This window comes from Undibacterium sp. 14-3-2 (assembly GCF_016595265.1).
Lineage (GTDB): Bacteria > Pseudomonadota > Gammaproteobacteria > Burkholderiales > Burkholderiaceae_D > Undibacterium > Undibacterium aquatile.
The window spans coordinates 219,663-232,098 of the sequence record NZ_JAENGS010000004.1 but is presented as its reverse complement, the minus strand read 5'-3'; the positions used below and the strand labels follow the sequence as shown (position 1 = coordinate 232,098).

At 48.3% G+C, this 12,436-nt stretch carries 14 protein-coding genes; 7 read left to right on the top strand and 7 right to left on the bottom strand.

Annotated features, from left to right (window positions below; all coding sequences use genetic code 11):
- Positions 1-42: 42 nt before the first annotated feature.
- From Undi14_RS11090 to Undi14_RS11060, 7 genes are all read right to left on the bottom strand, one after another.
- Positions 43-252, bottom strand: a complete 210-nt coding sequence (locus Undi14_RS11090) for a DUF3460 family protein (RefSeq protein WP_186897924.1) — start codon at positions 250-252, stop codon at positions 43-45.
- 147 nt (positions 253-399) lie between these two features.
- Positions 400-981, bottom strand: coding sequence for a TIGR00730 family Rossman fold protein (locus Undi14_RS11085; protein WP_200180189.1), 582 nt, complete (start codon positions 979-981; stop codon positions 400-402).
- Positions 978-1,649, bottom strand: coding sequence for a TetR/AcrR family transcriptional regulator (locus Undi14_RS11080; protein WP_186885105.1), 672 nt, complete (start codon positions 1,647-1,649; stop codon positions 978-980). The genes Undi14_RS11085 and Undi14_RS11080 overlap by 4 nt, the downstream gene beginning before the upstream one ends.
- 65 nt (positions 1,650-1,714) lie before the next feature.
- Complete coding sequence (locus tag Undi14_RS11075) at positions 1,715-2,227, bottom strand: RDD family protein (RefSeq protein WP_370589941.1); 513 nt, start codon at positions 2,225-2,227, stop codon at positions 1,715-1,717.
- Positions 2,228-2,230: 3 nt separating this feature from the next.
- Positions 2,231-2,947, bottom strand: coding sequence for a DUF3106 domain-containing protein (locus Undi14_RS11070; protein WP_200180187.1), 717 nt, complete (start codon positions 2,945-2,947; stop codon positions 2,231-2,233).
- A 2-nt stretch (positions 2,948-2,949) separates the two neighbouring features.
- Positions 2,950-3,366 (bottom strand): DUF3619 family protein, encoded by a 417-nt coding sequence (locus Undi14_RS11065; RefSeq protein ID WP_200180185.1) that lies wholly within the window; start codon positions 3,364-3,366, stop codon positions 2,950-2,952.
- Positions 3,363-3,935, bottom strand: coding sequence for an RNA polymerase sigma factor (locus Undi14_RS11060; protein ID WP_186885107.1), 573 nt, complete (start codon positions 3,933-3,935; stop codon positions 3,363-3,365). Before Undi14_RS11060 ends, Undi14_RS11065 begins: the two co-directional genes overlap by 4 nt.
- Positions 3,936-4,462: 527 nt before the next feature.
- On the opposite strand from Undi14_RS11060, the gene Undi14_RS11055 reads away from it, so the two are divergent.
- The 7 genes from Undi14_RS11055 to rpsO all read left to right on the top strand — a co-directional run bounded on the left by Undi14_RS11055 (position 4,463) and on the right by rpsO (position 12,407).
- Entirely contained in the window at positions 4,463-6,178 is a 1,716-nt protein-coding gene (locus tag Undi14_RS11055; protein WP_186885108.1) for an acetolactate synthase 3 catalytic subunit, read from the top strand.
- A 1-nt stretch (position 6,179) separates the two neighbouring features.
- Positions 6,180-6,671, top strand: a complete 492-nt coding sequence (gene ilvN / locus Undi14_RS11050; protein WP_186885109.1) for an acetolactate synthase small subunit — start codon at positions 6,180-6,182, stop codon at positions 6,669-6,671.
- Between the two features lie 57 nt (positions 6,672-6,728).
- A complete protein-coding gene (ilvC, locus tag Undi14_RS11045; RefSeq protein ID WP_186897929.1) occupies positions 6,729-7,745 on the top strand; it encodes a ketol-acid reductoisomerase in 1,017 nt (338 codons plus the stop codon).
- Positions 7,746-8,416: 671 nt separating this feature from the next.
- On the top strand, positions 8,417-9,145 hold the full coding sequence (locus tag Undi14_RS11040) for an SIMPL domain-containing protein (protein ID WP_234030537.1): 729 nt from the start codon (positions 8,417-8,419) through the stop codon (positions 9,143-9,145).
- A gap of 113 nt (positions 9,146-9,258) precedes the next feature.
- Positions 9,259-10,125, top strand: a complete 867-nt coding sequence (gene pssA, locus Undi14_RS11035; protein WP_190479894.1) for a CDP-diacylglycerol--serine O-phosphatidyltransferase — start codon at positions 9,259-9,261, stop codon at positions 10,123-10,125.
- A gap of 356 nt (positions 10,126-10,481) precedes the next feature.
- Positions 10,482-12,020, top strand: a complete 1,539-nt coding sequence (locus tag Undi14_RS11030) for a 2-isopropylmalate synthase (RefSeq protein WP_200180183.1) — start codon at positions 10,482-10,484, stop codon at positions 12,018-12,020.
- A 117-nt stretch (positions 12,021-12,137) separates the two neighbouring features.
- Entirely contained in the window at positions 12,138-12,407 is a 270-nt protein-coding gene (rpsO, locus tag Undi14_RS11025; protein ID WP_186885114.1) for a 30S ribosomal protein S15, read from the top strand.
- Positions 12,408-12,436 lie beyond the last annotated feature (29 nt).

The following is a 12,436-nucleotide window of genomic DNA, read 5'->3' as shown; positions in this document are numbered from 1 at the left end:
GGGAAGTTCAGAAGTAGTCACAAGCAGGGCGCTCTGACAGGATCAGCCTTTGTTTTGGTAAACGTAAGCTTGTTGAGGCACGCGGGATTCCAGATTGTTTTTTTGCGTTTCCAGATCAACTGGAGCTTTGTCCCATAACAGCGCGCGACCGTCACGCTGGCTTTGCTCCAGCTTAGGATTCGCAGTTTTTAAACTTTTGAGAAAGCCAGTTGCTTCGGATTCGTACAGAGAAAATTGCTTGGAGAATTTCATAGTATTGAAATAAACACGTAAAGAACGGATGAAGCGGCATTTTACTCTGTATTTCCGGGAAAACCGCATTCGTCCAGATATGGATGGAAAAGTATTCGCAGGCACTGACGCTTCCCAGCGACGCGTCTGTGGAAGAGTACTGGCAGATTACAGGTCTGGTTTATCTACCCATTTACGCACGTGTACAGGTTGATAGGTCGCGAAGTGCTGTAATAACTCTGCCGGATTACTACTGGAGTAGAGTAGTTCCAGATGCGCTGAGCGCAAGAAGCCTTGTTGCAGGGTATTTCTCAGAAAGTGCAACAGACCGTCGTAAAAGCCTTCGACATTCAGTAAGCCTATCGGTTTGTCATGAAAACCCAGTTGTGCCCAGGTCATGACCTCGAATAATTCTTCGAGTGTGCCTATGCCGCCTGGCATAGCGATAAAACCATCGGATAATTCCGCCATCATAGCTTTGCGCTCATGCATATTTTTGACGATATGCAGCTCGCTCAGGCCGCGATGACCGACTTCTTTATCCATCAGGGCTTTGGGGATAATGCCGGTGACGTTTCCGCCAAGTCGCATGACTTCGTCGGCAATGATACCCATCAGGCCAACGTTGCCGCCGCCATAGACCAGCCCCAACTGTTGTTCGACCAGATTTGCTGCCAGTTGTCTGGCACCTGCGGCATAGGCGGGCAGGATTCCTGCCGCTGAGCCGCAATAAACGCAGATTGCTTTCATGAATGATTCATTTTTTGCAGGTAGTTCTGCGACATTTTTTCAAACACTTGTTTGGTTTCGCCGCGTAAATACGGGCTGATCAGTACGATGACCTGATAGCAGCCGCGCGCCAGTGATTCCGACATGGTTTGCAGCTCTGAATATTTACGCGGATTACGCACATATTCATACGACAGCCAGTAAGTGGCGACTACCACCATGTTGGTTGCGAGTGCATCTATATCCATATCGGTTGCTTCGAATTCACCGTCGGCACGCAAGTCGTGACAGAGATCGGTGGCGACTTTGATTTTATGCGACAGGATTTCTTTGAAGTTGAGTTCCAGCTTACGGTTGCGAGACAGTAAATCACTCAGATCGCGATAGAAAAAGCGATAGCGCCATACCAGTTCAAAAGTCAGATGCAGATAGGTCCAGATATCCTGGATATTTGCTTTTCTACCCTGCGGAAAGGCGAGCTTTTTATTAATTTCCGCCTCAAACTGGGTAAAAATGGAGTTGACGATATCGTCTTTATTGCGGAAATGGTAATACAGATTGCCGGGCGAAATATTCATTTCTTCGGCAATCACCGTTGTTGTGATGTTTGGCTCACCAAATTCATTAAACAAGCGGAGGGAAAGTTCGAGGATGCGTTCCCGGGTGCGGCGAGGAGCTTTGTGTTGCATGTGATTCTTCTCGAAAAATTATTTCATTAGAATAACATCGTTCTGTTCAACAGCAAAACCTCTCGCTACATTGTGGCAATTTTCTCGTTCTCAGAAGAAACGTGAAATAAGCGTGTTTTAGCGAGCTTATCGTGTAAAAATTGACCATGTTCGTCGAGACGTGATGTCATCGCCCAGCCTGTGATGCCGATACCGAGAACGATTACCATCGGCCACTCTTTAAGTCCGAGCTGATAATTGATGGCCATTGCTGGAATAAACCACATCCAGGCAAGGCAATAGCGGACGATCGCCTTCACCAACGGAAGTTTTTTGCCGTCGGTATCTGCCACGCGGATGCGCCAGGTTTGCATCGCAAGCGTTTGTCCGCTACGGGTCCAGCAAAACACAAAATAAATACCGATGACGATAAACAGCCAAACCTGCCGTAAATGTCGCAAGGTCAGTGCGTGCTTGCTTTGCGTGATGACATCAAACAAAAAACCGGCAACAAAGACGATGCCGAATAAGAGCAAGGCCTCATAGACCATGCAAATTAAACGGCGACGTAAAGTGGGTGTGGCTAAAACGCTGTTCACAGATTATTTCGATACGGCTTGGGATGCAGAACCCGCTGCCGGAGCGACGGCAGGTTCACTGACGGCAGGCAGACTGCCGGAAGCTGGCGCAGGTGCGGCCACTAATGCCGCTGCCGATGCTGGCGCCGGTGTTACTGGCGCGATCGGCGTTGCTAATGCTGGTTTTGCCGGTGGCTTAGGACCCAGCTTAATCGGTGCCAGTATTTGCGGATTTTTCACCAGATCCGGCGATAAATTGGTCACGCTTTTTTTCTTTGCATGCTCCTGCGCGAGACGTTGTTTTTCTTCGGCGCTGAGTTGCTGATATTGCTGCCACTGCGCTGATTTTTGCTCAGGTTTCACCAGCGAGCTTTTCGCGAAATTTTCACGCGCTGCCATGCGTTGTTCCGGTGTGAGCTTAATCCATTCGCGCATTCTTTCTTGCACGCGAACTTGCTCTTCCGGCTTCATTTTTGCGTAGCGTGTGACTATTTCCAGCCATTTTTTCTTGCGGCCTTCAGGGAACTTATCCCATTCTCCTGCCAGTGGCGCCAATGCCTGTTTTTGCATAGCACTCAGCTCCGACCACAATGGCCTTACCAGTGTGGCAGGTGCGGCAATTGCAGGTGTGGCAGCTGGTTTGGAAGCAGGCACAGCATTAATACCGCCCGCCAGCGCAAATGGCAGGCCGGTGCTGAAAAGCAGGAAAAATACGTAATGACGTAAATTGGAAAACGCCACGTTTACTCCTCCGCTTTATTCAGATAAGCGGTAAAGCCGGTATCGACATAAGCTGCGGGCGGTAATTCATCAACGAGGACAGCTGCATCAATATCAGCTAATTCGCTGATGTTTTGTTGCTGTTCATACTCGTAAATACCAAATAATCCGGCAACCAGCGCCAGCATAGGGAGCAATAAACTCACTTTGCCAAACCAGGAGCCCATGCCTTGAGACGCAAAACCATTTACCCCGGCGAAGACGTTTTTGATTGCCAATACACTGACAGGAGCGTCCTGCTTCTTGCGGGCAAGAGCAAGCTTGCGTGCTTGCGCCAGTCTCTCCAGTGCCGGAGACGGGATATTTTCTGCTGATTCGTTCAGGGCACGTTTTACCTTGTAGGCAAAATCAAGATCCCGCGATTCTTTTGAGTAGTTCATAACTGTATTCCTTTAGCCTTGAGGTTGGCGGCCAGTGCGTGGGTTGCACGAGAGCAATGCGTTTTGACGCTGCCTTCTGAGCAGCCCATTGCTGCGGCTGTCTCTGCGACATCCATGTCTTCCCAGTAACGCATGAGGAACGCTTCCCGTTGACGCGCAGGCAGCTTTTTTATTTCATCATCAATAATATTCAGAACCTGTTCGCGTTCTAACTTATCCGCAGTCGATTCTGCTGCTTCAGTTCCTTCTTCAGCAGCGTAACTTTCAAGCAAGTCAAAGTTATCATCTTCCTGATTATTGCCGGGCGTAATGCTGGAAAACAGGCTGACCCAGGTATTCCGCACTTTCTCACGCCGGAAAAAATCCAGAATGGTATTTTGCAATATTCTCTGAAACAGCATGGGCAATTCATTTGCCGGCTTGTCGCCATACTTTTCAGAGAGTTTAATCATTGCTTCCTGGACAATGTCCAGCGCTGATTCCTCGTTCCTGACAGTATAGACAGCATGCTTGAAGGCACGCCTTTCCACATTTTCCAGGAAATTCGATAATTCTTTATCAGTAGCCATTGTTGGCGATATTCATATAGTGATGGTGCATTTACTTGTCAATAGTGGCGCTACCCGCTAAAAAGCTGCTTGCTTTTAAAATTGCGCATATCCTAGCAAAAATAGCCTTACGTGTCCCAAGTTTTGTCTTGCGGCGAATTTTCGCGGATCAAATAAGTCATTGAAAAAAAGAGAAAAGAATAATTCTGCTTGACCAAAATGCTGCAACGCATTACCGTATGAGTCCACCTCAAAATCTCGGGGTATCAAATACTTGTCTGGAGTAACCCACAATGTTATTGCCCGCAAGTGCGCTTTAATGAAGCTGTTTGTTCTAACCCATGCCACAAGCGTGAGAAATTTGTCGTTGTAAAGCCTTAACACTGATTGAACGAGTGCCTTAAGCATTTTCCGGTACCACGCCCAACGGGAGTGTAAAAGAAAATGTCGCGGTACAAAAAGGAATATCAGCTCACCGGATTTACATGTCGATTTCGCCAGGAAAGAACATCCGATCAATTTCCTATGGACCTTGAAAGGACAACATAATGAGTTCAGAATTTACAGGCGCAGAGATACTGGTCAAGTGTCTTGCCGAAGAAGGTATTGAGCATGTTTTCGGATATCCGGGCGGCGCAGTACTTTATATCTACGACGCAATCTACAAACAAGATAAGTTTCAGCATATCCTCGTTCGTCACGAACAGGCTGCGATTCATGCTGCTGATGCTTACTCCCGTTCTTCCAATAAAGTAGGTGTGGCTCTGGTCACATCCGGGCCTGGCGTTACCAATGCGGTGACCGGTCTGGCAACTGCTTACATGGATTCTATTCCTATGGTGATCATCTCGGGTCAGGTATCCAGTGCCGTTATTGGCCAGGATGCTTTTCAGGAGTGTGACACGGTAGGCATTACTCGTCCTTGCGTGAAACATAATTTCCTGGTCAAAGATGTCCGGGATCTGGCAGAGACGATCAAAAAAGCATTTTTCATCGCAACAACCGGACGCCCTGGTCCTGTGCTGGTTGATATCCCTAAAGATATCAGCATGCACAAAACCACTTACAGCTATCCGCGTGAAGTTGAGATGCGTTCTTATAAGCCTGTCGATAAAGGACACGCCGGTCAGATTCGTAAAGCGGTTCAGCTATTGCTGCAGGCAGAGCGGCCGATGATCTACACCGGTGGCGGCGTTATTCTGGCGCATGCGTCTGCTGAATTGAACAAGCTGGTGGATGAACTGGGATTTCCTTGCACAAACACGCTGATGGGTCTTGGCGCTTATCGTGCCAGCGACGAAAAATTCGTCGGTATGCCCGGTATGCATGGGACGTACGAAGCCAACATGGCGATGCAGCACTGTGATGTGCTGATTGCGATCGGTGCACGTTTCGATGACCGCGTGATTGGCAATCCTAAGCATTTTGCGTCGAATACGCGCAAGATTATTCATATAGACATTGACCCTTCCTCAATATCCAAGCGCGTGAAAGTGGACATTCCTATTGTTGGTAATGTCAAAGACGTATTGCAAGAGATGTTGTCGCAGTTAAGCGCAGTCGAGACGCGTCCTGATCCGAAGCCGCTGGCAGCATGGTGGAAGCAGATCAACGAGTGGCGCGGCAAGGAATGCCTGAAATATGCCACTTCGTCTGAACTCATCAAGCCGCAATCGGTGGTTGAAAAAGTATGGGAAGTAACCAATGGCGATGCCTTTGTGACTTCCGACGTAGGACAACATCAGATGTGGGCGGCGCAATACTATCGTTTCGATAAACCGCGCCGCTGGATTAATTCCGGTGGTCTGGGTACGATGGGCGTTGGCCTGCCATACGCGATGGGCGTGCAGATGGCAAATCCTGATGCGACCGTTGCCTGCATTACCGGCGAAGCCTCGATACAAATGTGTATTCAGGAATTGGCGACCTGTAAGCAATATCACCTGACACCCAAGATCATTTTGTTGAACAACCGCTTCCTCGGCATGGTCAGACAGTGGCAGCAAATTGATTATGGCTCACGCTATTCCGAGTCCTATATGGATTCACTGCCGGACTTCACCAAACTGGTGGAAGCTTATGGTCACGTTGGCATGAAAATTGAAAATCCTGCAGACGTTGATGGTGCAGTACGTGAGGCGTTCGCAATGAAAGACAGACTGGTATTCATGAACTTCATTACTGATCAGACCGAAAATGTCTGGCCTATGGTGAAGGCTGGTCAGGGCTTGACTGAAATGCTGCTTGGCTCGGAGGATCTGTGATATGAGACACATTATCTCCATCCTTTTGGAAAATGAAGCCGGTGCGTTGTCCCGCGTGGTCGGATTGTTTTCTGCCCGTGGCTACAATATTGAAACGCTGACGGTTGCGCCGACCGAAGATCCGACCTTGTCCCGCATGACCATCGTCACCAGCGGTTCCGATGACATCATCGAGCAGATCACGAAACACTTGAATCGTCTGATTGAGGTGGTGAAGGTGGTTGATCTGACTGAAGGCGCGCATATTGAGCGTGAGCTGATGCTGATCAAGGTGAGAGCTGTAGGCAAAGAGCGCGAAGAAATGAAGCGCACAGCGGATATTTTCCGCGGCCGCATCATTGACGTGACCGAAAAAACCTACACCATAGAATTGACGGGCAACAAAGGTAAATTGGATGCATTCATTGATTCCATCGACCGTGCGTCAATTCTGGAGACAGTCAGAACGGGTGGCTCAGGTATAGGACGCGGCGAACGCATCCTCAAAGTATAAGCAAGTATTCATCTGCCTCTGGCATATAAAAATCATTCAAATTAAATAGGATAAAAAATGAAAGTTTTCTACGATAAAGATTGTGATCTGTCCCTGATCAAAGGTAAAAACGTTGCCATCATCGGTTATGGTTCACAAGGTCATGCACACGCGCAAAATCTGAACGACTCCGGTTGTAACGTGACGGTCGCTTTGCGTAAAGGCGGCGCATCATGGTCTAAAGCAGAAGGCGCTGGCCTCAAAGTGGCGGAAGTCAACGAAGCGGTGAAAGCTGCTGACGTCATCATGATTTTGCTGCCGGATGAAAACATCGCTCAGGTCTACAACGAAAACGTTGCACCTTACGCCAAGCAAGGTGCGGTACTCGCGTTTGCACACGGCTTCAATGTGCACTACGGTCAGGTTGTGCCTCGTGCTGATCTGGACGTCATCATGATCGCCCCGAAAGCACCAGGCCATACCGTGCGCGGTACTTACTCTCAAGGTGGCGGCGTGCCGCATCTGATCGCTGTCTATCAGGATAAATCTGGTTCTGCCCGTGATATCGCTTTGTCGTATGCGATGGCGAATGGCGGCGGTCGTGCCGGTATCATCGAAACTAACTTCCGCGAAGAAACAGAAACAGATTTGTTCGGTGAACAAGCTGTGTTGTGCGGTGGTGCCGTTGAACTGATCAAAGCGGGTTTCGAAACTCTGGTGGAAGCTGGTTATGCACCGGAAATGGCGTACTTCGAATGTCTGCATGAATTGAAACTGATCGTTGATCTGATCTATGAAGGCGGTATCGCTAACATGAATTACTCGATCTCTAACAATGCCGAGTACGGCGAATACGTGACAGGCCCACGCGTTGTGACGGAAGACACCAAAAATGCGATGCGCCAATGTCTGAAAGACATTCAGACTGGTGAATACGCGAAGAGCTTCATTCTGGAAAACAAAGCAGGCGCGCCTACCTTGATTTCCCGTCGTCGTTTGACTGCAGAACATCAGATCGAAGAAGTCGGCGCAAAATTGCGTGCGATGATGCCTTGGATCGCTAAAAACAAACTGGTTGATCAATCGAAGAACTAATTCTTCAGATCGCCGGGCATCATCCAGCGTGCGCTGGCAGGCGCGCGCAGCTCGAAGGCTAAAAGTCGTCCACTGGGACGACTTTTTTTTACGCCTACGAGTGCGCTTGGATCGCTAAAAACAAACTGGTTGATCAAAGCAAAAACTAATTGCCGAGATCGCAGGGCATCATCCAGCGTGCGCTTGCAAGCGCACGCAGCTCGAAAGCTAAAAGTCGTCCACGTGGACGACTTTTTTTACGACTACGAGTGCGCTTGGATCGCTAAAAACAAACTGGTTGATCAATCGAAGAACTAATTCTTCAGATCGCCGGGCATCATCCAGCGTGTGCTGGAAGGTGCGCGCAGCCCGAAAGGTGAAAGTCGTCCAACGGGCGATTTCTTTGCCTTCAAATATCCCTTGTTTTACCCGTAAATTTTGAAAATAAGGGGAGTATGTTTCATTTTCGCGTATATGTCTTAATGAAATATAGGGGTTTTAAATATACTGGGGGGAGTATATTTTTTTTCTTGAAATGGGTTGATTCACAGGTTTAACTCTGAAATTCGATTCCCAGCGAAGTCATTAATTGAATCGTAGATGGGTGTGATCATTGAAAAAGAGGTATCTTTGCAACTTGAATCAAGATGACTTGTCTGAATCAACAATACCAACATTTCTGGAGAATGATCATGAAAAAACTACTTGGCTTTACTGCTGCTTGTTTGCTGGCATTGCCGGTTGTCGCGCAGACGCTCACTGGCACCGTCATTACGGTCTCAGGATCGGCGGACGTGAAGGCGGACAATGATCAGGCGGTGCTCAATTTTTATATCGAAGAGCAGGACAAAGACAAGACCGCGGCAGCGTCGAGGGTGAATCAGAAAATGAAATCCGGTACTGATCTGATCAGGAAAGAAGATCCGCAGGCAGAGCTGCGGACGCGGTCTTATTATTCTTACCCCATCTATGCTGAAACCCCAGTCAATGCGGCCGGGCAGCCTGTCAAACGCCAGATCATCGGGTGGCGTTCAGGTCAGTATCTGGAGGTGAAAACCACGAACATTGCGCAGTTGTCGTCCACGGCAGCAGCAGGGCAGAAAGTGTTAGCGCTGAACGGTGTCAATTTTGGCTTATCTGATGCCGCGATTAAAAAATTTGAAGCCGCGCGAGTTGAGGCTGGTTACCACCAGTTTTCTGACAAAGTAAAAATGATTGCATCGACGCTGGGTAAGAAGCCGGATGATATTGTGATCGAGTCTCTCGATTTCGATAACGCCGGCAGTGAATTGCGTCAGTTTGAAGAGGCACCGATGATGCTTAAAGCGGCCAGAGCCGACGCAGCAGCAACGGAACCCAGCTTCGAGCCAGGATTTACTTCATTGAATATAAAAATCACTGGAAAACTGCGACTGAAATAGACCATACACTCGTGCTTGCGGGTTTGCCTGACCGATAAACAGGGTTATACTGCCAGCGCAAAGTGCCAGGTTCCGCCCGATATGTTCGGGCTATTTTATTTCTTTAGATTCACATGCCATCTTTTAATCGACGCAAACCCAAAGGTAACTTCAAACTTTTCCCCAAAGGCGTACGTAAAACGCAGCAAAGAACAGATGCTGACGGTATTGCCTTACCGGTAAAAGCGACGGCGCGCGGACGTGGCATTTATTTGTTGCCGAATGCATTTACGACGGCGGCTTTATTCTGCGGTTTTTACGCGATCGTCATGGCGATGGATCAGCGTTTTTATCAGGCGGCACTCGCGATTTTTGTTGCGATGGTGCTGGATAGTCTGGATGGTCGGGTTGCGCGGATGACGAATACACAGAGTGAATTCGGCGCGCAGTACGACAGCCTGTCAGACATGATTTCCTTTGGCGCAGCGCCAGCGCTGGTCGTGTATGAATGGTCGCTGCGCGGCATGGATAAACTAGGCTGGCTTGCCGCTTTTGTCTATTGCGCTGGCGCAGCGTTGCGACTGGCACGCTTTAACACGAATATCAGCATCGTTGATAAACGTTATTTTCAGGGCTTACCAAGCCCGGCGGCGGCGGCGCTGGTTGCTGGTTTCGTGCTGCTGATGGATGATTTGCACTTTGTCGGTGGCGACCTTCGTTGGATCGCGTGGGGCATCACCTTGTTTGCCGGATTGACCATGGTGACGAATGTGCCATTTTACAGTTTCAAAGATGTGAACCTGAAAAAAAGCGTTCCTTTTATTGCGCCTTTGTTAGTGTTACTGGTGTATGTGGTGGTGGTCAGTGATCCGCCTAAAGTGTTATTTGGTTTGTTTGTGTTGTATGGTTTGTCTGGTTACGTCGTCTTGTTGTGGCGCTGGCGCAAAGGTCGTCCTATCAGCATTATTCAGACCAGCGTGGAAACCCACGACGATAAATAAAATTTTGTTTTAAAGCGGAATCGCCACAATGTACAAAATGCATTGTGGCTTTTTTTCTTTTCGGATTAATTAAATTAGAAATAGGCTGCTATAAATTCTTGCACTTTTCTGTGTTCACGCTTATAGTCGAATGCATGAACTTTTCAGTCACATCCCTCACATTAAAAACTTTAGCAGACGCCTCCCGTCTGCTATCGCTATTTGCATTTCTACTAGTGCGGTAACGCGCTAAATCCCCTATACCCACAATTTGTGTAATCTCTTACCCCTGTGTGCGTTGCAAGGGTGGGGCAGAGAATATTCAGCATTTTTATCGATTCATTTTCAATCTCAAACATTCTTTTCAGGAGAAAATCATGGCAGACAAACTCATCATATTTGACACCACTTTGCGCGATGGCGAGCAATCCCCGGGTGCGTCGATGACAAAGGATGAAAAGCTGCGTATTGCAAAACAACTGGAACGATTGAAAGTTGATGTCATTGAAGCGGGTTTTGCGGCTGCGTCTCCTGGCGATTTTGAATCGATCAAGGCGATTTCCGCGACGATTAAAGATTCCATCATTTGTTCTTTATCGCGCGCCAATGACCGCGATATTTCCCGTGCCGCAGAAGCTTTGGCTGCTGCTCAACGCAAGCGTATTCATACCTTTATTGCGACCTCTCCTTTGCACATGGAGAAAAAATTGCGCATGAGTCCGGATCAGGTGTTGGAGCAAGCGATTCAGGCCGTGCGTTTTGCGCGTAATTTTACTGACGACGTTGAATTCAGCCCGGAAGATGGCAGCCGCTCCGAAATGGATTTTTTGTGCCACGTAATTGAAGCCGTGATTAAAGAAGGTGCCACCACAATTAACTTCGCCGACACGGTCGGTTATGGTGTGCCTGAGTTGTACGGCAATATGCTGAAAACCTTGCGTGAACGCATTCCGAATTCCGACAAAGCAATCTGGTCGGTGCATTGTCATAACGATCTGGGAATGGCAGTGGCGAATTCACTGGCCGGTGTCATGATCGGTGGTGCGCGCCAGGTCGAATGTACGATTAACGGACTTGGCGAGCGCGCCGGTAATACCGCACTTGAAGAGATCGTGATGGCGGTGCGTACGCGTAAAGATTACTTTAATCTCGATCTGGGTATTGATACGACCCAGATTGTTCCCGCATCGAAGCTGGTGTCGCAAATTACTGGCTTTGCAGTGCAGCCAAATAAAGCCGTGGTTGGCGCAAACGCGTTTGCACATGCCTCCGGCATTCATCAGGATGGCATTCTGAAAGCCCGCGATACCTATGAGATTATGCGCGCCGAAGACGTGGGCTGGAGTGCAAATAAAATTGTTCTCGGTAAGCTCTCTGGCCGGAATGCATTTAAACAGCGCCTCGAAGAGCTGGGCATTACGCTGGAATCTGAAGCGGAAGTGAATGCGGCATTTGCCCGTTTCAAAGAGTTAGCGGATCGCAAAGCTGAGATTTTTGATGAAGATATTTTGGCGTTGGTTTCAGATGAAGAGCAGGCCAATGACAAAGAGGCTTACCACTTTGTTTCGCTGGCCCAGCATTCTGAAACTGGCGAATCTCCAAAGGCGAAAGTGGTGTTTGCTTTTGCCGGTAAAGAAGTGACTTGCGAAGCAAAAGGAAACGGCCCTGTGGACGCGATTGTGAATGCGATTGAGTCTGAAGTGAACAGTGGTGCTGAATTGCTGCTGTTTTCAGTCAATGCAATTACGACTGGCACACAGTCTCAGGGCGAAGTGACGATGCGCTTGCAAAAAGCCGGACGTATCGTCAATGGCGTCGGTGCTGATCCTGATATCGTCGTGGCGTCTGCGAAAGCCTACTTGTCAGCGCTGAATAAACTCGAGTCAAAGTCAGAAAAGCTGAATCCACAAGTTTGATTCATTGATTATTTGTGTGCTATAGTCTCGGCTCCCGTCATTTTGGCGGGAATTTATTTCACGATAACGACGGTTTTGTCATCAAACGACTCTTGTTATCGCATGTAAAGGAAAATTATGTCTATCGAAAAAAGTGCAAAAGCCGCTATCGTAGCGGATAACGCCCGTGGTCAAAACGACACAGGTTCTCCAGAAGTTCAGGTTGCTTTGCTGACAGCCCGTATCAATGATTTGAACGGTCACTTCAAAGCCCACGGTAAAGATCACCATTCCCGTCGCGGTCTGATTATGATGGTTAACCGTCGTAAAAGCCTGCTGTCTTACCTGAAAGGTAAAGACCTGAATCGCTATCGCGCTCTGATCGAAAAACTCGGCTTGCGTAAGTAATTCTTGCTGAATTTAGCAAAAAATTTATA

Bases quoted from the DNA above. Each gene is read 5' to 3' on its own strand.
- Undi14_RS11090 (WP_186897924.1), bottom strand. From the start codon at position 252: ATGAAATTCTCCAAGCAATTTTCTCTGTACGAATCCGAAGCAACTGGC.
- Undi14_RS11085 (WP_200180189.1), bottom strand. From the start codon at position 981: ATGAAAGCAATCTGCGTTTATTGCGGCTCAGCGGCAGGAATCCTGCCC.
- Undi14_RS11080 (WP_186885105.1), bottom strand. From the start codon at position 1,649: ATGCAACACAAAGCTCCTCGCCGCACCCGGGAACGCATCCTCGAACTT.
- Undi14_RS11065 (WP_200180185.1), bottom strand. From the start codon at position 3,366: ATGAACTACTCAAAAGAATCGCGGGATCTTGATTTTGCCTACAAGGTA.
- Undi14_RS11060 (WP_186885107.1), bottom strand. From the start codon at position 3,935: ATGGCTACTGATAAAGAATTATCGAATTTCCTGGAAAATGTGGAAAGG.
- Undi14_RS11055 (WP_186885108.1), top strand. From the start codon at position 4,463: ATGAGTTCAGAATTTACAGGCGCAGAGATACTGGTCAAGTGTCTTGCC.
- ilvN (WP_186885109.1), top strand. From the start codon at position 6,180: ATGAGACACATTATCTCCATCCTTTTGGAAAATGAAGCCGGTGCGTTG.
- ilvC (WP_186897929.1), top strand. From the start codon at position 6,729: ATGAAAGTTTTCTACGATAAAGATTGTGATCTGTCCCTGATCAAAGGT.
- Undi14_RS11040 (WP_234030537.1), top strand. From the start codon at position 8,417: ATGAAAAAACTACTTGGCTTTACTGCTGCTTGTTTGCTGGCATTGCCG.
- pssA (WP_190479894.1), top strand. From the start codon at position 9,259: ATGCCATCTTTTAATCGACGCAAACCCAAAGGTAACTTCAAACTTTTC.
- Undi14_RS11030 (WP_200180183.1), top strand. From the start codon at position 10,482: ATGGCAGACAAACTCATCATATTTGACACCACTTTGCGCGATGGCGAG.
- rpsO (WP_186885114.1), top strand. From the start codon at position 12,138: ATGTCTATCGAAAAAAGTGCAAAAGCCGCTATCGTAGCGGATAACGCC.